Source organism: Pseudoxanthomonas sp. z9 (assembly GCF_006542425.1).
Taxonomy (GTDB): domain Bacteria; phylum Pseudomonadota; class Gammaproteobacteria; order Xanthomonadales; family Xanthomonadaceae; genus Pseudoxanthomonas_A.
In genome coordinates this window covers 324,010-350,410 of the sequence record NZ_VFID01000004.1, presented here as the reverse complement: position 1 = coordinate 350,410, position 26,401 = coordinate 324,010, and the positions used below count along the sequence as shown (strand labels likewise).

Annotated in this window: 25 protein-coding genes and 1 tRNA gene; 17 read left to right on the top strand and 9 right to left on the bottom strand. The window is 67.0% G+C overall.

Translation table 11 applies throughout. From position 1 onward, the window contains the following. Positions 1–842: 842 nt before the first annotated feature. Positions 843–918 (bottom strand) — tRNA-Phe (locus FG323_RS06160). Between the two features lie 182 nt (positions 919–1,100). Here FG323_RS06160 and FG323_RS06155 point away from each other — a divergent pair. Next, on the top strand, positions 1,101–1,553 hold the full coding sequence (locus FG323_RS06155) for a DUF6491 family protein (protein WP_141453644.1): 453 nt from the start codon (positions 1,101–1,103) through the stop codon (positions 1,551–1,553). Positions 1,554–1,602: 49 nt separating this feature from the next. On the opposite strand, the gene FG323_RS06150 is transcribed toward FG323_RS06155, so the two are convergent. From FG323_RS06150 to ftsY, 4 genes are all read right to left on the bottom strand, one after another. Next, a complete protein-coding gene (locus FG323_RS06150; protein WP_141453643.1) occupies positions 1,603–1,872 on the bottom strand; it encodes an oxidative damage protection protein in 270 nt (89 codons plus the stop codon). Positions 1,873–1,950: 78 nt separating this feature from the next. Continuing rightward, positions 1,951–3,003: an A/G-specific adenine glycosylase gene (mutY, locus tag FG323_RS06145; RefSeq protein ID WP_141453642.1), complete on the bottom strand. Its 1,053-nt coding sequence runs from the start codon at positions 3,001–3,003 to the stop codon at positions 1,951–1,953. After that, positions 3,000–4,250, bottom strand: coding sequence for a hypothetical protein (locus FG323_RS06140; RefSeq protein WP_141453641.1), 1,251 nt, complete (start codon positions 4,248–4,250; stop codon positions 3,000–3,002). The genes mutY and FG323_RS06140 overlap by 4 nt, the downstream gene beginning before the upstream one ends. After that, complete coding sequence (gene ftsY / locus FG323_RS06135) at positions 4,247–5,524, bottom strand: signal recognition particle-docking protein FtsY (protein ID WP_255470060.1); 1,278 nt, start codon at positions 5,522–5,524, stop codon at positions 4,247–4,249. The genes FG323_RS06140 and ftsY overlap by 4 nt, the downstream gene beginning before the upstream one ends. On the opposite strand from ftsY, the gene rsmD reads away from it, so the two are divergent. From rsmD to FG323_RS06100, 7 genes are all read left to right on the top strand, one after another. Next, the gene (gene rsmD / locus FG323_RS06130; protein WP_141453639.1) at positions 5,457–6,107 is read left to right on the top strand and encodes a 16S rRNA (guanine(966)-N(2))-methyltransferase RsmD; all 651 of its coding nucleotides are present in this window, start codon (positions 5,457–5,459) and stop codon (positions 6,105–6,107) included. The genes ftsY and rsmD overlap by 68 nt on opposite strands. Then, positions 6,104–6,601 (top strand): pantetheine-phosphate adenylyltransferase, encoded by a 498-nt coding sequence (coaD, locus tag FG323_RS06125; RefSeq protein ID WP_141453638.1) that lies wholly within the window; start codon positions 6,104–6,106, stop codon positions 6,599–6,601. Before rsmD ends, coaD begins: the two co-directional genes overlap by 4 nt. Before the next feature lie 57 nt (positions 6,602–6,658). Then, a complete protein-coding gene (locus FG323_RS06120; protein WP_141453637.1) occupies positions 6,659–7,153 on the top strand; it encodes a hypothetical protein in 495 nt (164 codons plus the stop codon). A gap of 95 nt (positions 7,154–7,248) precedes the next feature. Continuing rightward, positions 7,249–7,497, top strand: a complete 249-nt coding sequence (locus FG323_RS06115) for a YfhL family 4Fe-4S dicluster ferredoxin (protein WP_141453636.1) — start codon at positions 7,249–7,251, stop codon at positions 7,495–7,497. A gap of 96 nt (positions 7,498–7,593) precedes the next feature. Next, positions 7,594–9,303 carry a gamma-glutamyltransferase gene (gene ggt, locus FG323_RS06110; protein WP_255470085.1) on the top strand — a complete coding sequence of 570 codons (1,710 nt, stop codon included), beginning with the start codon at positions 7,594–7,596 and terminating at the stop codon, positions 9,301–9,303. Positions 9,304–9,469: 166 nt separating this feature from the next. Then, positions 9,470–10,360 carry an MBL fold metallo-hydrolase gene (locus tag FG323_RS06105; RefSeq protein ID WP_141453634.1) on the top strand — a complete coding sequence of 297 codons (891 nt, stop codon included), beginning with the start codon at positions 9,470–9,472 and terminating at the stop codon, positions 10,358–10,360. A gap of 94 nt (positions 10,361–10,454) precedes the next feature. Then, complete coding sequence (locus FG323_RS06100; protein ID WP_141453633.1) at positions 10,455–11,300, top strand: alpha/beta hydrolase; 846 nt, start codon at positions 10,455–10,457, stop codon at positions 11,298–11,300. Between the two features lie 3 nt (positions 11,301–11,303). Here FG323_RS06100 and upp read toward each other — a convergent pair whose 3' ends face one another. Both upp and FG323_RS06090 read right to left on the bottom strand, forming a co-directional pair. Further along, positions 11,304–11,936 carry a uracil phosphoribosyltransferase gene (gene upp / locus FG323_RS06095; RefSeq protein ID WP_141453632.1) on the bottom strand — a complete coding sequence of 211 codons (633 nt, stop codon included), beginning with the start codon at positions 11,934–11,936 and terminating at the stop codon, positions 11,304–11,306. A gap of 109 nt (positions 11,937–12,045) precedes the next feature. Further along, the gene (locus FG323_RS06090; RefSeq protein ID WP_141453631.1) at positions 12,046–14,388 is read right to left on the bottom strand and encodes a TonB-dependent receptor; all 2,343 of its coding nucleotides are present in this window, start codon (positions 14,386–14,388) and stop codon (positions 12,046–12,048) included. A gap of 172 nt (positions 14,389–14,560) precedes the next feature. Between FG323_RS06090 and FG323_RS06085 the strand changes: the two genes are divergently transcribed. After that, complete coding sequence (locus FG323_RS06085) at positions 14,561–15,691, top strand: phytase (protein ID WP_141453630.1); 1,131 nt, start codon at positions 14,561–14,563, stop codon at positions 15,689–15,691. Then, positions 15,688–16,296 carry an inorganic diphosphatase gene (locus tag FG323_RS06080; protein WP_141453629.1) on the top strand — a complete coding sequence of 203 codons (609 nt, stop codon included), beginning with the start codon at positions 15,688–15,690 and terminating at the stop codon, positions 16,294–16,296. The genes FG323_RS06085 and FG323_RS06080 overlap by 4 nt, the downstream gene beginning before the upstream one ends. 133 nt (positions 16,297–16,429) lie before the next feature. Here the strand turns inward: FG323_RS06080 and FG323_RS06075 are convergent, their stop codons facing one another. After that, positions 16,430–17,926: an aminotransferase class III-fold pyridoxal phosphate-dependent enzyme gene (locus FG323_RS06075; protein ID WP_141453628.1), complete on the bottom strand. Its 1,497-nt coding sequence runs from the start codon at positions 17,924–17,926 to the stop codon at positions 16,430–16,432. A 118-nt stretch (positions 17,927–18,044) separates the two neighbouring features. Here FG323_RS06075 and FG323_RS06070 point away from each other — a divergent pair, with 118 nt between their 5' ends. The 6 genes from FG323_RS06070 to secF all read left to right on the top strand — a co-directional run bounded on the left by FG323_RS06070 (position 18,045) and on the right by secF (position 24,343). Beyond that, positions 18,045–18,476: an Lrp/AsnC family transcriptional regulator gene (locus FG323_RS06070; protein WP_141453627.1), complete on the top strand. Its 432-nt coding sequence runs from the start codon at positions 18,045–18,047 to the stop codon at positions 18,474–18,476. 84 nt (positions 18,477–18,560) lie between these two features. Further along, positions 18,561–19,589, top strand: a complete 1,029-nt coding sequence (queA, locus tag FG323_RS06065) for a tRNA preQ1(34) S-adenosylmethionine ribosyltransferase-isomerase QueA (protein WP_141453626.1) — start codon at positions 18,561–18,563, stop codon at positions 19,587–19,589. Between the two features lie 124 nt (positions 19,590–19,713). After that, on the top strand, positions 19,714–20,835 hold the full coding sequence (gene tgt, locus FG323_RS06060; protein WP_141453625.1) for a tRNA guanosine(34) transglycosylase Tgt: 1,122 nt from the start codon (positions 19,714–19,716) through the stop codon (positions 20,833–20,835). Between the two features lie 220 nt (positions 20,836–21,055). Next, positions 21,056–21,397: a preprotein translocase subunit YajC gene (gene yajC / locus FG323_RS06055; protein ID WP_141453624.1), complete on the top strand. Its 342-nt coding sequence runs from the start codon at positions 21,056–21,058 to the stop codon at positions 21,395–21,397. Positions 21,398–21,456: 59 nt separating this feature from the next. Next, complete coding sequence (secD, locus tag FG323_RS06050) at positions 21,457–23,361, top strand: protein translocase subunit SecD (RefSeq protein WP_141453623.1); 1,905 nt, start codon at positions 21,457–21,459, stop codon at positions 23,359–23,361. A gap of 16 nt (positions 23,362–23,377) precedes the next feature. Beyond that, positions 23,378–24,343, top strand: a complete 966-nt coding sequence (gene secF / locus FG323_RS06045; protein WP_141453622.1) for a protein translocase subunit SecF — start codon at positions 23,378–23,380, stop codon at positions 24,341–24,343. Positions 24,344–24,612: 269 nt separating this feature from the next. Here secF and FG323_RS06040 read toward each other — a convergent pair whose 3' ends face one another. Continuing rightward, positions 24,613–25,443, bottom strand: a complete 831-nt coding sequence (locus FG323_RS06040) for an inositol monophosphatase family protein (RefSeq protein ID WP_141453621.1) — start codon at positions 25,441–25,443, stop codon at positions 24,613–24,615. A gap of 95 nt (positions 25,444–25,538) precedes the next feature. On the opposite strand from FG323_RS06040, the gene FG323_RS06035 reads away from it, so the two are divergent. Then, positions 25,539–26,312, top strand: a complete 774-nt coding sequence (locus FG323_RS06035) for an RNA methyltransferase (RefSeq protein ID WP_141453620.1) — start codon at positions 25,539–25,541, stop codon at positions 26,310–26,312. The last annotated feature ends 89 nt before the right edge of the window (positions 26,313–26,401 follow it).

The window sequence follows — 26,401 nt, the reverse complement described above, 5'->3', positions numbered from 1 at the left end:
CTCGCTGGTAGCAAAGTGATGCAGATCCGTTTCCAGCATGATTTTCTGATCAATCTAGCAGCTTGCTAGATCACTCCTAACGAGATGGCGAATATGCTCCGCACTCCTTCCTGTCGAAGAGCAAGCGGTGGATGCATCAGTTCGGTGCTTTCGTAGAAGTTAAGGCGCGGCGACCTTCGTAGGATTGATTATGCAACCCAGAGCGAAATGGAGGTGGATGAGCTCATCCAAGAGGCATGGGGGGGCAATCGAAATCGGCGATGGCATGGAGGAGCCGTTCGACTTCTCCAATCTGGAGCGCCGGAAGCACCTTATCGCCAAGATGTAGTTCCGATTCGTGAAGTACGTGGACAAGACGGCGCGGTACGCGGTGAAGCTGGACCGGAGGTGGGATCAGCCCGAAGAAGAGACCGCGGGCGCTGCCCTCTCCAGGCCCCTCTCCGGGCCGAAATCCGACGACCCCCTGGTGGCCCCCAAGTCCCACGGATAGTGTGGGACTGGGGCTCTCGCCACACGAGGAGTGGGGCAAGGTCTGCAATCGAATCCATCCGCCTCTCATCGTGGACTTCCTTTAATGGGAATGGGTCCAGTACCACATAAACTAGATAGGTGGGGCGAAGCATAGGCTTGGCGCCAGAGGCCACTTCGGCAACATCATATGGCCACGCGCCGCGGCTCAAGCGCGGTCAAACGCGCCGCGATGACCGAATGTCCAAGGTGGGGCACCGAAACAGGCTGTCTGTTTGGGCAAAGGCAAGGGATTTTCCTGTGGCAACCAAACGGCAACCAAAGCCATGCCGCGCCCAAAGAAAAAGGGCCTGCATTTCTGCAGGCCCCTGAAATGGTGGCCGGGGAGGGAATCGAACCCCCGACACAGGGATTTTCAATCCCTTGCTCTACCAACTGAGCTACCCGGCCAGGTTTTATCGCTTTGCGGCTACGTGGCCGGTGCGAGCCGCGCATGATACGGGAAGGGCGGGCGGGCTGGCAAGCCGGACGAGGGCTGAACGTGCCGGGGACGCACCCGCGCCGGCGGTCGGCGGCTGGTGCATGATGCTGCCGGGAAGAGAAAAAACGTCGACCCGACCGGGAGTTACGCCATGAAACGTCTGTTCCTGCTATGCGCCCTGCTGGCCGCGCTGAGTGCGTGCGCCACCACCAAGATGAGTTCCACCGAACGCCTTGCCCTGTATCGCGAGCACGCCGCCGCGCCGGTCAAGGATTTCAGCTATTTCGGCAGCCTCAACGGCTGGCAGCCGCTGGGTGATTCCGCGCTGGCCGTCTGGACCAAGCCCAACGAAGCCTACCTGCTGGATCTGGCCGGTCCCTGCCCGGATCTGGAGTTCGCGCCGGCCATCAGCATCAGCAGCATGATGGGGCGGGTGACCAACTTCGATCGCGTGCGTCCGCTGGGTGGCGGCAGCGGGGTGATGCGGATGTCCTGCCGGATCAAGACCATCAGCCCGTTGGACCTGAAGTCACTGAAGGCGGCCGAGAAGGAAATGCGCGAGGCCAAGATCGAGGCGCGCCAGGAAGGCGAGCCGGCCAACTAGTTGGCCATTGCCAGGTTCAAGAAAAAGGCGGGGACATCCCCGCCTTTTTTCATGCCTCCGGCACGTAGCCGGCCGGTTTGTCGGCGCCGCCGCCGAACAGGAACTTCTCCAGTTCCGTTTCCAGGAAGGCGCGGTGCTTCGGGTCGCGCGGGGACAGCCGGTTCTCGTTGATCAGCATGGTCTGGTGCGCCAGCCAGGCCGCCCACGCCGCCTTGCCGATGTGGGCGAACACGCGCTTGCCGAGTTCGCCGGGGTAGGGCACGAAATCCAGGCCCTCGGTTTCGCGCTTTTCGTATTCGCAGTAAACGGTGCGTGCCATGCAGGTGTGTGGATGTGTCTTCGTCGTCGTGGGCGACAGGATAGCCGGTTCCAGGCGAAGGGCGGGACAAGCCGGGAATCAGGTCGTGATCAGTAGCTTGCGGATTGGTGCCGGCAGGCCGATCCGGGCCAGTTCGTCGCGTGCCACCCAGCGCAGGTCGGCGTCGTCGCGCAGCGCTGCGCGCGGCGCGAGTCCGCGCCAGCGCAGCGGATGCATGCGCAGGCGATAGTGGCTGAACACATGCGGCAGTTCCGGCAGCGCCTCGGCGCGGTCGTAGTCGCCCTGCAGATGGGCATCGAACCAGTGCCGCGCCGCGTCGTGATCGTCGGCCTCAGGCAGCGACCACAGCGAAGCCCAGATCCCCGTCGGCGGGCGCCGTTGCAGCAATACCTGGCCGTCGTCGTTTTCGGCCAGCAGCATGATCGCGATGCGCTCGGGCAGCGGCTTGCCGGGCTTGGAGGTCGGCAGTTCGTCGACCTGTCCATCGCGCAGCGCCACGCAGCCCCCCTGCACCGGGCAGAGCATGCAGGCGGGATCGTGGCGCGTGCACAGGGTGGCGCCCAGATCCATCTGCGCCTGGGTGTAGTCGGCCATGCGGTCGGGCGGCAGATGGGCGGCGGCGAATTGCCACAACTGCTTTTCCACGGCCGGAGTACCCGGCCAGCCGGTGACGCCGTGGTAGCGCGACAACACGCGCTTGACGTTGCCATCCAGGATCGGGAAGCGATCGCCCCAGGCCTGCGAAAGGATCGCGCCCGCGGTGCTGCGGCCGATGCCGGGCAGCGCGAGCAGCGCGTCGAAATCGCGCGGCAGGTCGCCGTCGTGCTGCTCCACGCAGATGCGCGCGGCCGCGTGCAGGTTGCGGGCGCGGGCGTAGTAACCCAGGCCGGACCACTGCGCCAGCACTTCGTCGAGCGTGGCCGTGCCCAGATCCTTCAAGGTCGGAAAGGCCTCCAGGAAGCGGGCAAAGTAGGGAATCACCGTCTTCACTTGGGTCTGCTGGAGCATGATCTCCGACAGCCACACGCGGTAGGGCGTGCGTGGATGCAACCAGGGCAGGTCGTGGCGACCGGACTGGTCGAACCAGGCCAGCAGGTGGTCGGCGAAACGGTCTTCGGTGGTGCTGGTCATGGCGCGGATTCGGGGGCGGGCAGGGCCGGATCGTCTAGCTGCAGATCCACGCCCTCCAGGGTGGCACCGGATACGTCCAGGCGAGGTGCGGTGAAGCGGCCGCTCAGTGGCGGCAGCGGCGAGCCACCGCCGGCTTGCAGCGCATGCAGCCAATCCATGACTTCGAACAGCCGGAAGCGTGCATCGAAGCGGGCATCGTCGCGTTGCAGGCGCAGATGCGCGATGTCCGCCAGGTCGATGGTGCCGCGATAGGCCAGCGCGAACGGAAGCGTGGAGGTCGAACGCCCCAGCGGCGGTGGCAACGCCGGCCAGGCGTCCGGCCAGCCGGCCAATCGTCCGCGCCAGTCGAGCAGAAGGCCGTCTTCCAGCCCGAGTTCACCGGTGGCGTCCAGCGAGGGCATGGCCTCCTGCCCCCGCAGGGCGAATGCGGCCGAGCGCAGGCGCAGGCCATCGGTGAACTCCACGGGTCCGGCCACGCCAAGCGCGAACGACTGCCGGGTCGCACCCGCGAGGTAGTGCGCGCTGGCGCCGAGCACGGCCCGTTCCAGCCGCGACTCGGCCTGGCGCAGGTACGCGGACAGCCGCAGCCTTGCAGGCAGTCGCCAATCCTTGCCCACCGCGGTGGCCTGGCCGGCGACGCCCAGCCCGCCGTCCTGGCCCAGCCGGCGCAGGTGGAAAGCCAGATCCAGCGGCGCCTGCAGTTCGCCGCCCCGATAATGCGCCTGTACCTGGCCACGCAGGGGCTGTCCGGCTTCCAGGCGGGGAATGCGCAGGTTGATGCGTTCGAGCGACCAGTCCTGGCCGCGGATCCGGCCGCCGTCGACGCGCACGCCATCGGTGAGGGTGGGGATGCGCGTCTCGCCCGCAGGGCGTCGCGACAGCCATGACTGCAGCGCGGCCAGATCGAGGACCGGCGCGTCCAGCTCCAGCCGCACCGCGGTCAGCTCGCGGCCACGCGCGCGCAGCGTTGACCAGGGCACCGAGATGAAGACGCGGTCCGCGGTCAGCAGGGGCGTGGCGGCGCCCGGTTCCCGCGCGGTCACGCCACGGACGATCAACTGTGGCGTGCCACGCAGCCGGTATTCGCCAACGCCGGTCGCGGTGATTTCCAGGCCCAGCGCGTTGCCGGCCATGCCCAGCAGCGCCGGCGCCAGCCGCTGCGGTTGCAACAGCCAGTGCAGCAGGCCGATGCCCGCGAGCAGCAGGACCACCAGCGACAGCAGCGCCAGCCTGCGGCGCCGGCTCACGCGCCCAGCGTTTCCGGCAGCAGTGCGTCGACGAAGGCTTCGGCGTCGAACACCCGCAGATCCTCGGAACGCTCGCCGATGCCGGCGAACCGGATCGGGATGCCGAACTCGCGTGCGAGCGCGAACACCACGCCTCCCTTGGCGGTGCCGTCCAGCTTGGTCACCACCAGCCCGGTGATGTTCACCGCGGCGTGGAACTGGCGCAGCTGCGACAGCGCGTTCTGGCCGGTGGTACCGTCGATGACCAGCAGCACTTCGTGCGGCGCGGCCGGATCCAGTTTCTGCAGCACGCGCTTGATCTTGCCCAGTTCCGCCATCAGGCCCTGCTGGGTGTGCAGGCGTCCGGCGGTATCGGCGATCAGCACTTCGGTACCGCGCGCTTGCGCGGCCTGCAGGGCGTCGAACGCGACCGAGGCCGCGTCCGCGTTCTGTCCCTGCGCCACCACCGGCACGCCGTTGCGTTCGCCCCAGGTCTGCAACTGCGCCACCGCCGCGGCGCGGAAGGTATCGCCGGCGGCCAGCATCAGGTTGCGGCCTTCGTCCTTGAAGCGGCGCGCCAGCTTGCCGATGGTGGTGGTCTTGCCGACGCCGTTGACGCCGACCGTGAGCAGCACGAAGGGGCGAATGTTCCGCGGGATCTCCAGCGGTTTGGCCACCGGCGCCAGCATCGCGATCAGGTCCGTCCGCAGCGCGGCCAGCAGTGCGCGGGCGTCGGCGAACTCGCGCGCCTTCATGCGCTTGCGCAGGCCCTCGACCAGCGCGGTGGTGGCGGGCACGCCGACGTCGGCGGTCAGCAGCGCGGTCTCGATTTCATCCAGCAGGTCGTCATCCAGGCGCGGGTTGCGCGAGAACAGGCCGCCCAGGCCACGGGCGAAGCTGGTGTTGCGCAGGCGCTCGCGCCAGCCCGGCTTGCCGGCGGGGGCGGCGGGCGGCTCGGTTCCGGATGCGACGGTAGCGGCGGGGGCGACGACCGTCGGGGCGGAAGCCGGCGCGGCCGGCTCGAACACGGCCGGTGCGGGCGCTGCGGCGGTATCGTCCGGCGAAACGGGGGGAGAAGCGTCGGAAACGGGATTTGGGGGCGCCGGGCGCTGCGTCTCGGGCAGGCTCGCGGGCGCGTCAGGCTTCTTGCGTCGGAACCAGCTGACCATGACACGGACAATCGCGGAGAATGGGCGCCATGGTATCACCCGCCCCCTTTGCCCCCCGATGAAACCCGGCCGCACGCCACCCGCGCGCGGTCCACGCGCAGCGCCCCCGGCCGGCAGCGTCCGCATCATCGGCGGACGCTGGCGCAATACCCGATTGGCGGTGCCGGATCGGCCCGGGCTGCGTCCGTCCTCGGATCGCGTCCGCGAGACCCTGTTCAACTGGCTGATGCCGAAACTGGCCGGCGCGCGCGTGCTGGATGCCTTCGCCGGCAGTGGCGCGCTTGGGCTGGAAGCGATTTCGCGCGGCGCGGCGCAGGCGGTGCTGATCGAGCGTGACGCCGGCCTGGCCGACGCGTTGCGGCAGGCGGTGGAGCGGCTGGGGGCGGCGTCGCAGGTGCGGGTGGAGGGCGCCGATGCCCTCGCGTGGCTGGCGAATGCGCCCGGGGAGACGTTCGATATCGTGTTCCTGGATCCGCCCTTCGCCGACGGCCTTTGGGACGCTGCGTTGCGGGCGCTGCCACGGCATCTTTCCGACGACGCCTGGGTATACGTGGAATCCCCGCGGGAGCAGGCACTCGCGGTACCGCCCGACTGGCGGTCGCATCGCGAAGACCAGACCCGCGACGTCCGCTGCGCGCTCTACCGGGTTCCCGGCGGGCAGGGCGCTGCTACACTGCGCGGCGACTCCCATCGACCCGATTCCGAATGAGCGTGTCCCGTACCCGTACCGCGGTTTATCCCGGCACGTTCGACCCGATCACCAACGGGCACATCGATCTGATCGATCGCGCCGCGCCGCTGTTCGAGCGCCTGATCATCGGCGTGGCCGAAAGTCCGGGCAAGGGACCGGCGCTGCCGCTGGATCTGAGGGTGGAACTGGCCCGCAAGGCGGTGGCCCACCACCGGCATGTGGAAGTGCGCGGATTCGATGGATTGCTTGCCCATTTCGTCAAGGAAATTGGCGGCGGCGTGCTCCTGCGCGGCCTGCGCGCGGTCTCGGACTTCGAGTACGAATTCCAGCTGGCCAGCATGAACCGCCACCTGATTCCCGAAGTGGAAACCCTGTTCCTCACCCCCGCAGAGCAGTACGGCTTCATCTCGTCCTCGCTGGTGCGCGAAATCTCGCGTCTGGGCGGGGATGTGTCCGGCTTCGTCACCGCCGACGTGGCCGCCGCCATGAAGGCCCAGTGGCGGCGCACCTGAACCGCGTGCTTTTGTGGCACGATCCTTCCTACATCGACTCATTGAGGGGACAGAACCATGACCAACATCGCCACACGACTGCTGCTGATCGCCTGCCTGGTCGTGCCGTTCGCCGCGTGCAAGAAGGAAGAGGCCAAGCCGGTCGAGGCCGCCGAGGCACCGCTGGTCGTTCCCGCCAAGGACGATGACGCCGGCTGGCGCACCTATCTGTCCGAGGTGGTGACCCGCAACATGGGCACCATCACCAACACCCCCTTCCTGTACTACCTGCCGCCGGAATCGGATCCGGAATTCCAGGCCAAGTACGACCGTTCGCTGGAACAGGCCAAGAACGCGATCGCGCGCGGCATCGTCGGCGGCAACCTGCTGGCGTTCGGTTCCTCCGCTTCCACCCGCATGGCGGATCTGGTGGTCGCTTCGTTCCAGGGCGTCGAACCCGACACCATGAAGGGCGTGCGCGTGGTCTTCATCGGCGACGCCGCCGATGGCGAGCGCGTCAAGGCGGCCGTGGCCCCGACCGGCGTGGACTACGTCTTCGTCGAAGCCAAGTAACAGGCTCCGCGCGTGGCCGTCCTCGCGGCCACGCCTTTGCGGGGGCGCCGCGCCCCCGCGAAAGCGGGGCTCCCGGAATCGAGAAGTCCCCCGCAATGTCACTCAAGATCAACGAACTCTGCGTCAACTGCGATGTCTGCGAGCCCGCCTGTCCCAATCAGGCCATCTCGATGGGCGAGACGATCTACGTGATCGATCCGGCGCGCTGCACCGAGTGCGTCGGCCATCATGACGAACCGCAATGTGTCGTCGTCTGCCCGGTGGAGTGCATCGACCCCGATCCGGCGTATCCTGAGACCCAGGAGCAATTGCTGGCCAAGTTGCGCCGGCTGCAGGGCGGCTGACGCGGGAGGGCCACCAACAGGTACCCGTCAGGAGATGTCGTGAAAGCACGCCGAGTCACCGCGCTACTGTTTGCGCTTTCCCTTTTCGTTCCCGCGCTGCATGCCGCCGATGCCGGCGACACGGGCCAACGTGCCGCCAATGCCGCGGCCCATCCGCCAGGCTCGGCCATTGCCAGCGCGCACGCGCTGGCGACCGAAGCCGGCTTCGAAATCCTGCACGCCGGCGGCAACGCTTTCGACGCGGCGGTCGCGGTGTCGTCGGTACTGTCGGTGGTCGAGCCGATCAGTTCGGGCATCGGCGGTGGCGGTTTCTTCCTGCTGCACGACGCGCGGACCGGCAAGGACGTGTTCGTCGATGCGCGCGAAACCGCGCCGGCCGCCGCCACGCCGGAGGCCTATCTGCTGGCGAACGGCGAGTTCAACCGCGATCGCGCCGAGAACGGTCCCTGGGCCGCCGGCATTCCCGGCCTGCCCGCCGCGCTGGTCCACCTGGCGAAGAACTACGGCAAGCTGCCGCTGGAGACCTCGCTCGGCCCGGCCATCCGGATTGCCCGCGAAGGCTTTCCGGTATACGGCCGGCTGGCGCGCGGTTACGCCTCGCGCCGCGAGGTGATGGAGCGCTATCCCGGCACGCGAGGCGTGTTCCTGGCCGACGGCGATCCGCCCAAGGAGGGTGAGATCCTGAAGCAGCCGGATTTGGCACGCACGCTGCAGCTGCTGGCCGAGCGTGGCCATGATGGTTTCTACCGGGGCGAGATCGCCGGCAAGCTGATCAAGGGCGTCAAGGCCGAAGGCGGACGCTGGACGGCCGACGAACTGGCCGCCTATCAGGTCCGCGAGCGCGAGCCGCTGAAGTTCAAGTACCGCGACTGGCAGATCACCACCGCCCCACCCCCGTCCTCCGGCGGCGTGGCGGTGGCGCAGATGCTGCAGATCCTGGAAGGTTGGGATCTGGCGAAACTCGATGAGGCGCACCGCACCCATCTGACGGTGGAGGCGATGCGCCGCGCCTTCCGTGATCGCACCTTCTACCTGGGCGATCCCGACTTCGTCGAGATCCCGTTGAAGACGCTGACCAGCCGCGATTACGCTGCCGGCCTGCGCGCGACCATCAATCCGGACAAGGCCACGCCGAGCAACCTGCTCTCGGGCCAGCCCACGCCGTTGGAAGACGAGGAAACCACCCATTTCTCGATCATCGACGCCGACGGCAACCGGGTCGCGGCCACCCAGACGGTCAACCTGCTGTTCGGCTCGGGCCTGATTCCGCCCGGCACCGGCGTGCTGCTCAACAACGAGATGGACGATTTCGCGCTCAAGCCCGGCACGCCGAATGCCTTCGGCGTGATGGGCTTCGATGCCAACGCGCCCAAGCCCGGCAAGCGCATGCTCAGTTCGATGACGCCCAGTTTCATGGAGTCGCCCGATCGCATCGCCGTGCTCGGCACGCCTGGCGGCAGCCGCATCATCACCATGGTGCTGCTGGGCATGCTCGGCTACGACCAGGGACTGGGTGCGCAACAGGTCGCCGCGCTGCCGCGTTTCCATCACCAATGGCTGCCGGACGTGATTTCCGCCGAGAGCGGCGCGTTCAGTCCGCAGGTGGCCGAGGCGCTGCGGGCGATGGGCCACCAGGTCGACCTGCCCGGCGACACCGCCGCCGGTGGCCGTGGTTCCAGCCATGTGTGGGGCAACCTGCAGACCGTGCTCTGGGACCGCAAGGCCAACACCCTCACCGGTGGCGCGGATCCGCGCAATCCGGTGGGCAAGGCGGAAGTCGAATTGAGCGAATCCGCCGCGCGTTGAGTGCGGCCTCGTCCGGACGCAACGGCGTACGCTCCGTTGCGTCCGGAACAGGGACCTGAAACCGCGCAAGCCCAATGGCGCCTGGCGGGAGGACCATGGTGCGGGGCACTATCCCGCCGGACCCGTCTTCAGGTCCCCTGGCCCCCTCGGGAGTAGAATCGGCACCATGAAACTCTGGTCCATTCTCGGCAATTCCCAGAAACTCGATGGCGGCGCGATGTTCGGCAACGCGCCGCGTGCGATGTGGTCCAAATGGCTGGCGCCCGATGAACAGAACCGGGTGCCGCTGGCCTGCCGGGCATTGCTGGCAAGCCCGCTCAACGGCAAGACCGTGCTGTTCGAAACCGGTATCGGCGCGTTCTTCGATCCGAAAATGCGCGAGCGCTACGGCGTGCAGGAAGAACGGCACGTCCTGCTGGACTCGCTGCGCGAGGCCGGCTTCGGCCATGAGGACATCGACGTGGTGGTGCTGAGTCACCTGCATTTCGACCACGCCGGCGGGCTGCTGGCGCCATGGAGCGAAGGCCAGGCACCGGAACTGCTGTTCCCCAACGCGACCTTCGTGGTCGGCAAGGCGCACTGGCAGCGGGCATTGAAGCCGCATCCGCGTGATCGCGCCAGTTTCATTCCGGAGCTACAGGGGTTGCTGGAAGCCAGTGGCCGGCTCGAACTGGTGGAAGGCGAACACTCCCGCGTGCTGGGCGACAGCGTGCGTTTCAGTTTCAGCGACGGGCATACGCCGGGACTGATGCTGGCCGAAATCGTGGGGCCGGAACGGGTGGACGGCGCGCCGCACGGCGGCGTCGTGTTCTGCGCGGACCTCATTCCAGGACGCTCGTGGGTGCACGTACCGATCACGATGGGCTATGACCGCAACGCCGAACTTCTGATTGACGAGAAGCGCGTATTCCTGGAAGACAAACTCGCACGCAACGTGCACCTGTTTTTTACCCACGATCCGGACTGCGCGCTGGCCCAGGTCACCCGCGACGAACGCGGCAAGTTCGGTGTGGCGCACGAATTGCCGGAGTTGCGCGCCCGCCCGTTGGCGGCATGAAATGACTTCCGGCACCGGCGATTGATGACAACAGGCACCTGCCTGAAACGCGGGGTTCCGACAGACTGATCCCACTTTCCAAGGGGATCTTCAGATGAGCCAGCGTTTCCTGTTCCGCCGGGCATTGGCGGCCGTGCTGTTGTCTTTCGCCGGCCTTCAGGCCGTCCTTGCGGCGCCGACAACGACGGTACCGTTGCAGGTGTCGCCGCAGCGCACGACCCCGATGGCGGTGTGGGAACCGGAACATGTTCGTGGCGTGGTGCTGTTCTCGAGCGGCCATGGCGCGTGGCCGGAACGCTACGACGCGCTGCTGCAAACCTGGTGCGACGCCGGTTTCGCGGTGGTCGCGCCGCTGCACGTGGACTCGGTGAAGCATCCTGACCGCGACAAGTTCTCCATGCAGCAGGGCTTCGGCGAGCGCATGGCCGACATGAAGGCGGCCAGTGCCTATGTGGCCGCGCGTTGGCCCGGTGTGCCGGTGGCGGCGGCCGGGCACAGCTACGGCACGCTGGTGTCGCTGGTCCTGGGCGGGGCGCTGGCTGAGCTCGCGCCGTTGCGCGACCCCAGCGTGACGGCCGTGGTGGGGTATTCCTCGCCGGGCCGGATTCCCGGACTCGTCACGCCTTCGGCCTATGCGTCCGTCGCGGTGCCGGTCCTGTTGGTGACCGGCGACAAGGACCTGGTGCCGGGTTTCGTCAGCGATGCGCGCGACCACCTGTATCCGGTCGAAAGCGCACCCGCAGGCGACAAGTACGCCGTGGTGCTGGCCGGTGGCGACCACAACCTCATCGGCGGCCAGCCGGAAGCGCTGTACCGGCGCGCGCGCGATATCGGCACCGCCTTCCTCAAGGCGGAAGTACTGGGCGACGCCGAAGCAGGCCGGGTGTTGTCTGCAGATGCCGCCGGCCCGGCCGAGGCCGAGCGTTGGATCCGTCGCTGAGGCTCAGCCGACCCGGGTGCCGAAGATGCGATCGCCGGCGTCACCCAGTCCCGGCAGGATGTAGCCCTTGTCGTTGAGATGGTCGTCGATGGCGGCGGTATAGACCTCGACGTCGGGGTGGGCCGCTTCCAGCGCGGCCAGGCCCTCGGGCGCGGCGACCAGGAAGATGCCCTTGATACGTTTGGCGCCGGCGCGCTTGAGCATGTCGATGGTGGCGATCAGGGTGCCGCCGGTCGCCAGCATCGGATCCAGGATGAGCGCGTCGCGCTCGTCCAGGCGGCCGGTCAGGCGTTCGAAATAGGGCACCGGCTGCAGGGTCTCCTCGTCGCGCTGCAGGCCGACCACGCTGACCTTGGCGGCCGGAATCAGCGCCAGCACGCCGGGCAGCATACCCAGGCCGGCGCGCAGGATGGGGACCAGGGTGATCTTGGCGCCGGCGATCTTGCGCACCTGGACCGGCCCGGCCCAGCCCGGCATGGTCGCCTCCTCGGTCTCCAGGTCCGCGGTGGCCTCGTAGGCGAGCAGGGTGCCCAGTTCGGTCACCAGTTCGCGGAAACCCTTGGTGCTGAGGGAGGCGTCGCGCAGCAGGCCGATCTTGTGCTGGACGAGGGGATGGCGGACTTCGACGGTCTTCATGGCGGCCTGCGGTGGTGACGGGTGGCGAAAGTCTGCATCAAAGCCGTCAAAGCCACAAAAAAGGAAGCCGGCTTGCGCCGGCTTCCACTGGGCACGGGGAGGGCCGTGCTCAGAACGCCCAGCGCATGACCAACTGATAGCTCGGTCCGGCTTCCTCGGTTTCCAGTTCGTATTCGTCGTAGTCGCGATCGATCTGGTCGGCCTGGTTGTCGAACTTGTGGAAGAACTCGTCCTTGGACGCGTCCAGCAGGTTGGCGGCGGTCAGGCGCATCGACATGGTCTTGCCGAAGCGTTTCTCGACGAACACTTCCAGATCATCGCCATACTTGACCGTCACTTCCTCGGCCAGGATGCGGCTGAAGGCATCGCCCTGCTTGCGATAGGTGGCGCCGAAGCTGGCACCGATCGACGGCAGGTCCTGGATGAAACCGACGTTGTAGACGCTCTTGGCCTGGTCGTTGAAACGGCGCTCACCCATGAAATCGGTGATCTTGCTGTTGAGGTATGAGTAGTTGAGGAAGACGCCGGTGTTCGGCATGCCCAGTGCGGTCAGCGGGGTCGACAGATCGAACTCGACGCCGTAGACCTTGCCGTCGCCGACGTTGGCCGAGGTGAACAGCCAGCTCTCGGCGTCGAACTGGAAATCATCCTCGGTCGCGCCGGGATTCTCCGCCAGGAATTCCTCCAGGTCCTCGGCGTACTTGTCCTGCGCGTCCTCGCTGAGTTCGCCGGTGTTGACCAGTTCGATCAGGTTCTTCACGTCGCGGTAGAAGAAGTTCAGGCCCACCACGCCATGCTTGCCGAGGCGGCGCTCGAAGCCCAGGTCGATGCCGTTGGCGGTTTCCGGGTCGAGTTCCGGATTGCCGATGTAGTCGTTGTCGCCGTATTCGCCGTCCAGCAGGGCGGGAATCAGCTCGTTGAAGTTCGGGCGCTTCACGCTCTTGGCCAACGACAGGCTGATGCGGGTGGCTTCATCCAGATCCCACTTCAGGTGCAGCGAGGGCAGCAGTTCGTTGTAGTCCTTGCTGGCGGAGCCGGCGACATCGCCATCCTCCTGGTAGCGGATGTCCGAACGGGTGGTCTCGTAGCGCAGGCCGGCTTCCCAGGAGAACGCCTGGCCCTTGCCCGAAAGCATCAGGTAGGGATCGACACGGGTTTCCTCGATCAGCGAGCCGATGACGCCGTCCGGTTCATAGGCCACCGGATCGCCTTCATTCTCGGCTTCCCAGGCGTAGTTGGTGTAGGTGACGTCGCGCTTCTTGCGCCGCCAGTCCACGCCGAACTCGAGTTCGGCGCCGCCCGCGGGGCGCTTGTGCGCGATCTTGAAGCTGGTCTCGGTGTCCTTGGCGTCCACGGCCTGGGATTCGGCTTCGGAAGCGTCCCATTCGCCATTGACGTACTCATGTTTTTCCTCGCTCTCGGCGCTGTCGTCCTCGAAACGCGCGTAATCGAGGTCGAGCTCGGTGGTGCCGCCGGCCATGTCGAATGTGTACTCGGTGCCGATGCCCCAGTTGCGCTGGTCGATCGGATTCAAGCCGGGCACGCGCGAGTCGATGATGTCTTCGTCGTCGTACTCCACTTCATGGGAGACCTCGGTGATGTCGCGGTCGGTCTTGACGTAAAAACCATCGATGCTGAGGCGGCCGGTCTCGCCGATGTCGGCGGTGTAGGACACGTTCGCCGAGTAGTCGCGGCCGTCCTTGACCTCGGTCTGGTCTTCCCAGCTCACGAGTTCCTGCCGGGACGGGTCGGCGAAGCGGTCCGAGCGCTTGACCTTGGAGCGGTAGCGGTCCTGCACGTTGATGCCGGCGAGCAGGCGGCCGCCCAGCGCGTCGACGCTGGTCACCGCGCCGAAGGTCGGGTTCACCTCGCCGTCGTACCAGCGGTTGGCGCCGATGCGCAGGTAGCTGCCGTCGAACACGTAGGCGTCGCGCAGGACGATGTTGATGGTGCCGGCGATGGCGTCGCCGCTGCGGTTGGCGCTGTTGCTGCGCAGGATTTCGATGTGATCGACCATTTCCGCCGGGATGCGGTCCACCCAGAAGGAACGGTCGTCACCGGCGCCGGGTACCTTCTTGCCGTTGATCAGTACCTGGGTGTAGCCGGCGGCCATGCCACGCATCATCGCGCCGTCGAATTCCATGATGTCCGAGCCGACGAAGGTCACGCCGGGCACGCGCTTGAGCATGTCGCCCACGGTGTTCGGCTCGAAACGCTGGAAGTACTCCAGGTCGTAGGACAGGGTGGGGGAGATGTCGTCGGTGCGGTTGCGATAGGCGATTTCGCCCTGGACGACGATGGTGTCCAGCTGCTTGGGGTCCTCCGCCGGCGCGGCGGAGGCGCCGCCACCGCCATCGGGCATGGCCTGCGCTCGCGCCAGCGGGATGGCGCTGATCATGCCGGCGCAGAGCAATGCCTGTGACAGGCCGATGGCCAGGGCGGTGCGTTTCATCGTCGTGTTTTCCCCGTGTGAAGATAAACGGCGATTTCTACGGGCCTTAGATGGCGGCAATATGACCGTCAGATGGCACGTCGGCGAATGTCTTGCGATGCAACCAAAACGTCATGATCGATGCGTAGAACATTGCGGTTTGTTGACCGTCAACCGCTCCAGGGGAAAACGCATGTCGCATCGCTTGAACGCACTCGCCAGCCTGCTGGCGATCCTGTCCGTGGCCGGCTGCGCCGGCGTCGCGCCAACGGTGGCCGACCGCGAGCCGGACGAGAACGTGGAGAAGGACCCGCTGCTGAGCGAGGCGATGATTCCGCACGTGGTGGTGCCCGAGGCCTTCCTGACCGCCGACACGCCGGCCGACAACGTCGACTCGCCGGCCAGTTGGCGCTCGCCGGATGGCAAGCGCTGGCTGATCGCCACCGCCAAGGCGACCGATCAGCTGATCGTCTATGACGGCGTCAGTGGCGAACGCCTGCGCACGGTCGGGGGACCGGGTACGGGCGCCGGCCAGCTCCAGCGTCCCAACGGCATTGCCGTGATTGACGATCTGGTGCTGGTGGTCGAGCGCGACAACCATCGCGTGCAACTGTTCCAGTTGCCGGGATTCCAGCCGCTGCTCAGCTTTGGCGCCGAGGACCTGAAGCAGCCCTACGGCCTGTGGGTGCGCCCGCAGAAGGACAGCTACGAGGTCATCGTCAGCGACAACTACATGTCACCGCAGAACGAGGACCTGCCGCCACCGCTGGCGGAACTGGATCGCCGGTTCAAGCGCTACCAGTTGCGGCGCGTGCCGCAGGGCTGGGCGGCGACGTTGACGGGCACCTTCGGCGACACCTCCGAAGCCGGTGCGATCCGCATCGCCGAGTCGGTGTTCGGCGACGTGTCGAATGATCGCCTGCTGCTGGCGGAAGAGGACGTTGCCACCGGTACCCGCCTGCGCGAATACGGCCTGGACGGCCGCTATCGCGGGCGCGATATCGGCGCGGATCTGTTCAAGGCGCAGGCCGAGGGCATGGCGCTGGCGCAGTGCGCGGGCGGCACCGGCTTCTGGATCGCCACCGATCAGTTCAAGGATCGCAGCGTGTTCCATGTGTTCGATCGCCTCAGCCTGGAACACCTGGGTGCCTTCACCGGCGAGCGCACCGCCAACACCGACGGCGTGTGGCTCGATCAGACCGTCGACAAGCGCTTCCCGGAAGGCGTGTTCTACGCGGTGGATGACGACAAGGCCGTCGCCGCGTTCGACTGGCAGGCGATTGCGCGGGCGCTGAAGCTGCCCGCCTGCACGCCGGCGCAATGAGCCGCGCGGTCGTCCTGCTTGCGGGATTGATGGGCGCATCGCTGGCGCAGGCCGGCGATACGGTGGTCCACCCGTTCCTGGCCGCGCAATCGCCGAAGGTGCCGGAAGAAGCGGTGCTGGCGGTGGAAATACCGGCCGGCAGTTTCACCAAGTACGAGATCAACGAAGAAGGATTGCTGTTCGTCGATCGTTTCCAGTCGATGCCGGTGGCCTATCCGGCCAACTACGGTTCGATGCCGCGCACCCTGGCAGGGGATGGGGATCCCCTGGATGCGCTGGTGTTGACCCGCGAGCCGCTGCATCCCGGCGTGCTGATCCGGTTCCGGCCGATTGGCGTGTTGCGGATGGTCGATGACGGCAAGACCGACGAGAAGATCATCGGCGTGCCGACGGACAAGGTGGATCCCACCTACGCCGGCATCCGTGATCTCGCCGACCTGCCCGCCATCGAGCGCGATCGCATCGAGGCGTTCTTCCGTGTGTACAAGGATCTGCCCAGGGGGCGCAATCCGGTCCGGTTGAACGGCTATGGCGACGCGGCCGAGGCCAGGGCGTTGATCCAGGCAGTGATGGCGCGGTTCAACGAGGCGAAGCGCAAGCCGTAGTCGCGGGCTTGCCCGCGCGGGAGGGCGGGGAGCCCGGGCAGCGGAGCAAGCTCCGCTCCACGGACGCCGCGCGCAAAAAAGGCGGACACCGCCAGGGGTGTCCGCCCACGAGGAAAATGCGGTCCGGGGGGGATCAGGCCGCCGCGGCCTGGGTGTTGCGCGGACCCTCCTGCAGCGCGCGGCCAACCATCGACACCAGCAGTTCCAGTTCGTCGGCGTCCATCGCGAAATGCGGGGTGAAGCGCAGCGAGTTGGCGCCGCCGTGGATGACGTTGATGCCGTGCTGGCGCAGCCATTCCTCGGTGGAATTGGCGCCGTAGCACTTGAATTGCGGGGCCAGTTCGCAGGAGAACAGCAGGCCGGTGCCCTGGACCTTGGTGATCAGGCCGCCCAGTTCGTCCTTCAGTTTCTCGAGGCGGGCGACCGCATCGACGCCGCGGGCGCGAATGTTCTCGCGGACCTGCGGTGTGAGCTGTTCCAGGGTGGCGCAGGCCACGTCCAGCGCGCGCGGATTGGTGGTCATGGTGTTGCCGTAGACGCCCTTGCGGTACAGGCCGGCGGCGCGTTCGCCGACCGCCAGCACCGACAGCGGGTACTGCGCGGCATTGAGCGCCTTGGAGTAGGTTTCCATGTCGGGCGCGTCCAGGCCCTCGAAGCCGGGGTAATCCACGATCGACAACACGCCGTGGGCGCGCAGGCCGGCCTGGATCGAGTCGACCAGGAACAGGCTGCCGTGCTGGCGGGTGAGCTCGCGCGCGGCGGCGTAGAACACCGGCGGCACCGAGCGGCCCGGATCGCCTTCGCCCATCACCGGCTCCAGGAACACCGCCTCGATAAACCAGCCCTTGGTTTCGGCGTCGGCGAACGCGCGCTTGAGCGCCTCGACATCGTAGGGCTCGATGGCGATCAGCGAATCCTCGTCACGGTAGCTGGCCAGGTGCTGCTGGTAGGTCTTGCGCGAGGAATCCGAATACAGCGCCGGACGTTCGGTGCGGCCGTGGAAGCTGCCCTTCACGACCACCCGCTTGACCGCGCGGCCCTCGTGGCGGGCGCCGGGGTCGGTCTGCAGCTTGGTGTTGATATCGGCGATGCGGGCGGCCAGGCCGACCGACTCGGAGCCGGAGTTAAGGCACAGGAACTTCGCGTAGGGACAGCCACCGCGGGTCTGGCCGATTTCCTTGCGCAAAGCGCGGTCGAAGCGCAGCTGCGACAGGCTCGGGGTCATGATGTTGGCCATCACCTGCGGACGCGCCATCGCCGCCAGGATCGGCTCGGGGGTGTGGCCGAAGCCCAGCATGCCGTAGCCGCCAGCGTCGTACAGCACCGCGCCGTTGAGGGTCACCACCCACGGACCGCGCGCGGCCAGTGCCACGTACGGGTTGACCGCGTCGTCCGGATAGAAGTTGACGTAGCCGGCCTGGACGGCGCGCAGTTGCGCTTCCTCGTCCAGGTCCAACAGCTCGGCGAACTCGTCCTTCAGGCGGGCGTGTTCGGCCGCGGCGGCCTCGATGGCGGCGACCAGGGCCAGGTGGCCGGCGGCGAAACGCTCGAGGGTGGCGTCGTCCAGTCCGGTGGTCAGGCGCTTGCCCGCATGGGCGCGGAGGGGGGCGAGCAGGTCGAGGAGGGCCATGGTGTTCTCCGAAAAGGACGGCAAACCTCTATTATGTGGATAAATTCGTCGTTTGACAGTTATGATTTGCACGAATTTTCTGTAGATTTCGTCGAATCGACGAGGCGAGTGCCCTGAAATGAAGATCTCCGCGACCGACCAGTTGCTGCTCAGCCTGTTGCGCGACAATGCGCGCGCCTCGACTGCCCAGATCGCGCGCCGGCTCAACCTGTCGCGAACGACGGTGCAGAGCCGGATCGAGCGGCTGGAGCGCGAGGGCGTGATCAGCGGCTACACCGTGCGGGTGCATGACGACTACGAGCGCGGGCACATCCGCGCGCACATCATGATCACCGTGCATCCCAAGCAGATGACTTCGGTGGTCGCCTCGCTGCGCGCAATGCCGGAAGTGCGCCTGCTGCAGTCGGTGAGCGGCGCGTACGACCTGATCGCGGTGGGCGTGGTGCCGTCCGTGGACGGCATGGACCTGCTGACCGATCGCATCGGCGCCATCGACGGTGTCGAGCGCACCACCTCGTCGATCGTGCTGTCGACCAAGTTCGAGCGCTGAATGCCGGCGTGGGCCGGGCAGGGACGGAAACGCCCGCCGCGACCGGCTCCCTTACAATGGACGGCTTCCCCGAGCCGTCCCCACGTGAAGAAATCCGATTTCCATTTCGACCTGCCTGAGGCGCTGATCGCCCAGGCGCCGCTGCCGGAGCGTTCGGCCAGCCGCCTGCTGGTGGTTCCGCCGGGCGATGCCGCGTTTGCCGACCGCCAGGTCCGGGATCTGCCGGAATGGCTGGCGCCGGGCGATCTGCTGGTGTTCAACGACACCCGGGTGATTCCGGCGCGGCTGTTCGGCCAGAAGGAAACCGGCGGGCGGGTGGAAATCCTGATCGAGCGCCTGTTGCCCGACAACGAGGCACGGGCCCAGGTGGGGGTGAGCAAATCGCCCAGGCCGGGCAGCCGGATCGCCCTGGACGCCGGCGGCGAGGCCGAGGTGCTGGGCCGGGACGGCGAGTTCTACCACCTGCGCTTCCACGTGCCCGCGACCCTGGAAAGCTGGTTGCTGCAGGCCGGCCGCTTGCCGCTGCCGCCTTATATCCAGCGCGAGGCGGGGGTCGACGACGACGAGCGTTACCAGACCGTGTTCGCCCGCGAACCGGGCGCGGTCGCCGCGCCCACCGCCGGCCTGCATTTCGACGAACCGTTGCTGGCGGCGCTGCGCGAACGCGGCGTGGAATTCGGCCATGTCACCCTGCACGTGGGCGCCGGCACCTTCCAGCCGGTGCGGGTGGACGATGTCCGCCAGCACCAGATGCACAGCGAATGGCTGAATGTCGGCGCGGCGCTGATCGAGCGCATCCAGGCCACCCGCGCCCGTGGCGGCCGGGTGATCGCGGTCGGTACCACCGTGGTGCGCGCGCTGGAATCGGCGATGCGCGATGGCCAACTGCAACCGTTCGCCGGCGAGACCCGCATCTTCATCTTCCCCGGTTATCGGATCCGCAGCGTGGACGCGATGATCACCAACTTCCACCTGCCGGAGAGCACCCTGCTGATGCTGGTGTCTGCGTTCGCCGGCAAGGAACGCGTGTTCGCCGCCTACGAGCACGCGGTGCGCGAACGCTACCGCTTCTTCTCCTACGGCGACGCGATGCTGCTGTTTCCGTCGGCATGACCCCGGTGGGAGCGACGTCAGTCGCGACGATGATGTTTCCGGGGTGCCGAAACCATCGCGACTGACGTCGCTCCCACAACCAAGGCTGCAATCCAGTTCTCCCTTTTCCAGTCCCTGTCTTCCCATGTCCCGACTCCAGTTCCAGCTCGACACCACCGACGGCAACGCCCGCCGCGGCCGCCTGACCTTTCCGCGCGGCACGGTGGAAACGCCTGCGTTCATGCCGGTGGGGACGTATGGGTCGGTGAAGGGCATCCTGCCGGACCAGATCGAGGCGCTGGGCGCGGAAATCATCCTGGGCAACACCTTCCATCTGTACCTGCGCCCGGGTCTGGAAGTCATCGCGCAGCACGGCGGCCTGCACGGCTTCGCGCGCTGGAACCGACCCATCCTCACCGACTCCGGCGGTTTCCAGGTGTTCTCGCTGGCGCACCGCCGCAAGATCACCGAGCAGGGCGTGACCTTCGCCTCGCCGGTGGATGGCAGCAAGGTGTTCCTCGGTCCCGAGGAGAGCATGCGCATCCAGAAGGTGCTGGACTCGGACATCGTGATGATCTTCGACGAGTGCACGCCGTATCCGGCCACCGAGGAGGTCGCGCGCAAGTCGATGGAACTGAGCCTGCGCTGGGCCGAGCGCAGCAAACGCGCGCACGAGGGCAACGACGCGGCGCTGTTCGGCATCGTCCAGGGCGGCGTGCACGAGCCGCTGCGTGATCGTTCGGCGGCCGGGCTGCAGGCGATTGGTTTCGACGGCTACGCCATCGGCGGCCTGGCGGTGGGCGAGCCCGAGGAGGAGCGCAACCGCATCCTCGAACACATGCATCCGATCCTGCCGCAAGATCGCCCGCGCTACCTGATGGGTGTGGGCCGGCCGGAGGATCTGGTGGAGGGCGTGGCGCGCGGGGTGGACATGTTCGACTGCGTGATGCCGACCCGCAACGCCCGCAACGGCCACTACTTCACCTCGTTTGGCACGGTCCGCATCCGCAACGCCAAGTACGAGAAGGACATGCAGCCGATCGAACCGGGCTGCGGCTGCCATGCCTGTCGCAACGGCTTCACCCGCTCGTACCTGCGCCACCTGGATCGCTGCAACGAGATGCTGGCGCCGATGCTCGGTACCCTGCACAACCTCTGGTACTACGAGAAGCTGATGGCCGACATCCGTGCCGCCATCGAACAGGGGCGCTTCGGCGATTTCCGGCAGGCGTTCTATGCCGCCCGCGGGGCGGAAGCTCCCCGGTAACCGCGATCGCGTAGAGCCAGCTCGGCTTGGCGGGATGCCGCGGTGAGGGGGAGAGCAGCGGAGCAAGCTCCGCTCTACAGGGGGATGCGGAACCTTTCCGGGCCGGGACGGTCTTCACACCGTCCCGTCGAAGCCCGCCGGGTCCGGCGCGGCGCCGGGACGGGGATGCCTGCCGCGTGGCATAATTCCCGGCTGCTTTCGCATAAGAACGGATAACTCCATGAATCTGCTCGATTTTCTGATCGCCCCGGCGCATGCACAGGCCGCCGGCGCTCCCCAGGGTGGCCTGGGTGGTTTCGGCCTGCTGATGCCGATCATCCTGATTGCCATCATGTACTTCCTGATGATCCGCCCGCAGATGAAGCGTGCGAAGGAACACCGGGCCATGCTGGACAAGCTTTCGCGCGGTGACGAGGTCATCACCACCGGTGGCATCGCCGGCACCATCACCGACATCGGCGACAACTTCATCACCATCGAAGTGGCCGACAACGTGCGGGTGCGCGTGCAGAAGGCCGCCGTGGGCAACGTCCTGCCCAAGGGCACCCTGAAGTCCGCCTGATTTTCCCTTCCGACCATCGTTGAGCGTGCGCCCGGGACGGGTGTGCGCGGGTTGCCGCAATGCTTGAATTCCCTCGCTGGAAATACGTCGTCATCCTGCTGGTCGTTGCGCTGAGCGTGTTCTACGCGCTGCCCAACATCTATCCGCAGGATCCCTCGGTACAGATCACCCCGAACCGCGGCTATGCGGTCGACGCGGCGTTGCGGCAGAAGGTCGAAGCCAGCCTCAAGGAGGCCGGCGTGGCCACCAAGTCGCTGGATGACCAGGACGGCAAGAGCCTGCTGGTCCGCCTGCCGGGCCTGGATGCGCAGACCAAGGCCAACGACGTCCTGCGTGGCGCGCTGGGCGAGAACTACGTGGTGGCGCTGAACCTGGCCTCGACGGTTCCGGACTGGCTCAGCCGGTTCGGCGCCCGTCCGATGGTGCAGGGCCTGGATCTGCAGGGCGGCGTGCACTTCGAGTTGCAGGTCGACCAGAAGGCCGCGCTGGACAAGCGTGTCGACGCCTACGTCGAGGACGCCCGCCTGACCCTGCGCGACAACCGCATCAAATACCAGTCGGTCGAACGCCGCCCGGACAACAGCATCGCCATCACCCTGGCGCCGGGCGGGGACGCCAACAAGGCGCGCGACCTGCTGGCCAAGACCCTGGTCGCCTCGTCCAATGCCGGCGGCACCGGGCTGGTCGGCGGCGGCGCCCTGACCTATGACGTGGAAGGCGAGCGCATCACCATCGGCCTGCCGGAGAGCGAGCTGAACCAGATCGCCGGCAGCGCCATCGAGCAGAACATCACCACCCTGCGCAACCGCGTGAACGAGCTGGGCGTGGCCGAGCCGATCATCCAGCGCCAGGGCAACGATCGCGTGGTCGTGCAGCTGCCGGGCGTGCAGGACACCGCCGAGGCCAAGCGCATGATCGGCGCGACCGCCACACTGGAGTACCGGGCAGCGGTCGACGGCAACGCCTATGACGCGGTCGCCAGCGGCAACGTGCCGCCGGAGGCGCGGGTGTACTACCGCCGCGAGCTGGGCCCCGATGGCAAGCCGATCCCGATCCTGCTGAACAAGCGCGTGATCGTGTCCGGCGACCAGATGGTCGGCGCGCAGTCCTCGACCGACCAGAACGGCCTGCCGGCGGTCAACGTGACGCTGAACAACATCGGCGGCCAGCGCATGTTCGACTTCACCAGCGCCAACGTGAACAAGCCGATGGCGGTGGTCTACATCGAGCGCATCCCGCAGGTGGACATCGTCAACGGCGAGGAAGTGCGCAGCACCCGGATCAAGGAAGAAGTGATCTCGGTGGCCAACATCAACGGCGTGTTCGGCAAGAACTTCATCACCACCGGCCTGGAAAAGACCGAAGCCGATGGTCTGGCCAAGCTGCTGCGCGCCGGTTCGCTGGCCGCGCCGATGGACTTCATCAACGAGCGCGTGGTCGGTCCCAGCCTCGGCAAGGAGAACGTCGAGCGCGGCACCAAGGCGGTGATGTACTCGTTCCTGTTCGCGCTGGCCTTCTTCCTGGTCTATTACCGCATGTTCGGCCTGCTGACCTGCATCGCGCTGCTGCTCAACCTGGTGATGGTGGTGGCGGTGATGTCGCTGTTCGGCGCCACCATGACCCTGCCGGGCTTCGCCGGCCTGGCGCTGTCGATCGGCATGTCGGTGGACGCCAACGTGCTGATCAACGAGCGCATACGCGAGGAATTGAGGGCAGGGGTGCCGCCACTGGCGTCCATCGCCACCGGTTACGACAAGGCTTCCGGCACCATCTTCGATTCGAACATGACTGCGCTGCTGGCCGGCGTGGCGCTGTTCGCCTTCGGCACCGGTCCGCTCAAGGGCTTCGCCGTCACCATGATCGTCGGCATCCTGACCTCCGTGTTCACCGCCGTGACCGTGTCGCGCGCGCTGGCCACGTTGATCTACGGCCGCCGCCGCAAGCTGAAGTCGCTGGCCATCTGACGAGAGCAACCGAACCATGAAACTCTTTCCGCTGCATCTCGTTCCCAACGACACCAACATCGACTTCATGCGCCTGCGCTGGGTGTCGCTGGCGGTCGCCCTGATCCTCGCGGTGGTCGCCGTTGGCGCCATGGCGTTCAAGGGCTTCAACTACGCGCTCGATTTCACCGGCGGCATCATGGTGGAACTGCGCTTCGACAACCCGCCGGACGTGGACGGCGTGCGCGAGCGCCTGGAAAGCTCCGGCTACCAGGGCGCGCAGGTCCAGACCTTCGGCAGCGGCCGCGATCTGCTGGTCCGCCTGCAGCCGCGCGAAGGCCAGACCGATTCCGAAGCCGCCAACCGCACCGCCACCGAGGTGGTGAAGCTGGCGTCCTCGGCGGAGAACCCGGCAACCAAGCTGCGCAGCGAAATCGTCAGCCCGCAGGTCGGCAAGGAGCTGGCCATGAACGGCCTGTACGCGCTGATCTTCGTGGTGGTCGGCTTCCTGATCTACATCGCGTTCCGGTTCGAATGGAAGTTCGCGCTGGCGGCGATCTTCACCACCCTGCACGACGTGCTGATCTGCGCCGGCTTCTTCGCCCTGACCGGTCGCGAATTCGACCTGACCGTGCTGGCGGGCCTGCTGTCGGTGATGGGTTTCTCCATCAACGACACCATCGTGGTGTTCGACCGCGTGCGCGAGAACTTCCGTTCGCTGCGAGTGGATCCGGTCGAAGTGTTGAACCGTTCGGTCAACCAGACCCTGTCACGCACCATCATCACCTCGTTCGTGGCGTTCCTGACCGTGCTCGCGCTGTACATCTACGGCGGCGGTTCGCTCGAAGGCATGGCGATCTCGCAGATGATCGGCATCGTGATCGGCACCATCTCCTCGATCTTCATCGCCTGCCCGCTGCTGACCATGGGCTTCATGAAGGTCACCAAGCAGGATCTGATGCCCAAGGCCAAGGACGAGGCGGCGCTGGCGCGCAGGCCCTGAGGGCCGGGATTCGGGATTGGGGATTCGATTGTTTCCCCGTCCAGCTACAAGAAAAAAGGCCGCGCATCGCGCGGCCTTTTTTTTGGAGCGGAACCAGCTCCGCTGGTGCCCGGCAGGAGATGGCCGGCCGCGCGGCTGTTGAAAACGGGGATTGGAGATTCGAGAGCTTGCCTATCCGGGTACAAGAAGAAGGCCGCATCGCGCGGCCTTCCTGGTTCGTAGGGTGGAACTTGCTCCGCTGCGGGCAAGGCGGAGTCGAGCGGTATGGCTCAGCCCTTCGGCGGGTCGAAACTGGCGGCGTAGCCGGAGCTGACGATCGTCTTCTGCAGGGCTTCGGCCACCTTGATGTTGCCGGCGACGATCTGGCGGGAGGCCGGGCCGCGGCCGTCCATGCGCGGGGTGGCGGCGCCACGGAAGTCGCAGATGCGGCCGCCGGCTTCGCGGACCAGCAGCACGCCGGCGGCGATGTCCCAGTCCTTCACGCCCGCTTCGAAGTAGGCATCCAGGCGGCCACAGGCCACGTAGGCCAGGTCCAGCGCGGCCGAACCGGTGCGACGCACGTCCTCGGCCTGGACCAGCAGTTCGCGCACGCATTCGAGTTGGGCGCCGGCGCGGGCGCGCTCGCGCGGCGGGAAGCCGGTGCAAATGACGGTGCCGGCCAGATCCTTGCGGTCGGCCACGCGGATCTTGCGCTCGTTGAGCTGGGCGCCGGCGCCGCGGCTGGCGGTGAACAGGTCGTTGCGCAGGGGATCGAAGATCACCGCGTCGGTGGGCTCGCCGTTTTCGACCAGCGCGATCGACACGCAGTAATGCGGGAAGCCGCGCAGGTAGTTGCTGGTGCCGTCGAGCGGATCGATGACCCAGGTGTAGCGGCTCTGGCCCTGGATGCCGCCTTCCTCGCCGACCACGGCGTAGTCGGGATAGGCGCGGCGGAGTTCCTTGACGATGACCTTCTCGGCATCGGCGTCCACTTCGCTGGCGTAGTCCATCCGGTCCTTCTGCACCACGTTCAGCGCGTCCAGCTTGTTGATGCTGCGCAACAGGACGTTGCCTGCCAGTCGGGCGGCTTTGACCATGACGGTGACGGCGGGTTTCTGCATGGCTTCGGACCTCGGAACAGGCAGGGGGCGGTATGGACGGTGGAAAAGAGCGGCGCGGCGCAGGGGCCGGCGCGCACAGTTTAACATCTGCGCCCATGAACACTCCCGAATTCCCCCTTCCCGCGGCCGATCGGCTGCGCATCGTGCTGGTCGGCACCCAGCATCCCGGCAACATCGGCGCCGCAGCGCGCGCCCTGAAGACCATGGGGCTGGCCCGGCTGGTGCTGGTGGCGCCCGAGCAGTTCCCCGCCGAGGAGGCTACCCGCAGAGCCGCCGGGGCCGACGACCTGCTGGCCGACGCCCCGGTGGTGGCCACCCTGGCCGAAGGGGTGGCCGACTGCCGCTACGTGCTGGGCTGCACCGCCCGCAGCCGGCGGGTGCAACTGGAGGAGTTCGAGCCCCGCCAGGCCGCCGCCCGGGCGGTGGCGATGGCTGCGCAAGGCGAGGTGGCGCTGGTGTTCGGCCGCGAACGCACCGGCCTGACCAACGAGGAACTGCAGCTGTGCCATGCCGCCGTCCATATTCCGGCCAATCCCGAGTACAGCTCCCTGAACCTGGCCGCCGCCGTGCAGGTGCTGGCCTATGAGCTGCGCCTGGCATTGCGCGGGCAGACCCCATCCCCGGCGTCGGAAAGCCGCCACCCCGACGACGCGCCGGCCAGCCACGCGCAACTGGAAGGCTTCTTCACCCAGTTGGGGCAGACCCTGGACGAGATCGATTTCCACAAGGGCCGCACGCCGGATTCGGCGATGCGCAAACTGCGTCGCCTGTTCCTGCGCGCGGATCTGAGCGAACAGGAAGTGAGGCTGTTGCGGGGCGTGCTGGCGGATGCCCAGCGGATGGCCCGTTTGGCCGACGGGCGCACGTAATCTACTGTCCCAAAGTCACAATTTCGGCTAGGCTCCCACCACCTTTTCGAAGGATTCTCCTCGTTGCCTACGTCCCGGTTCGCATTCGT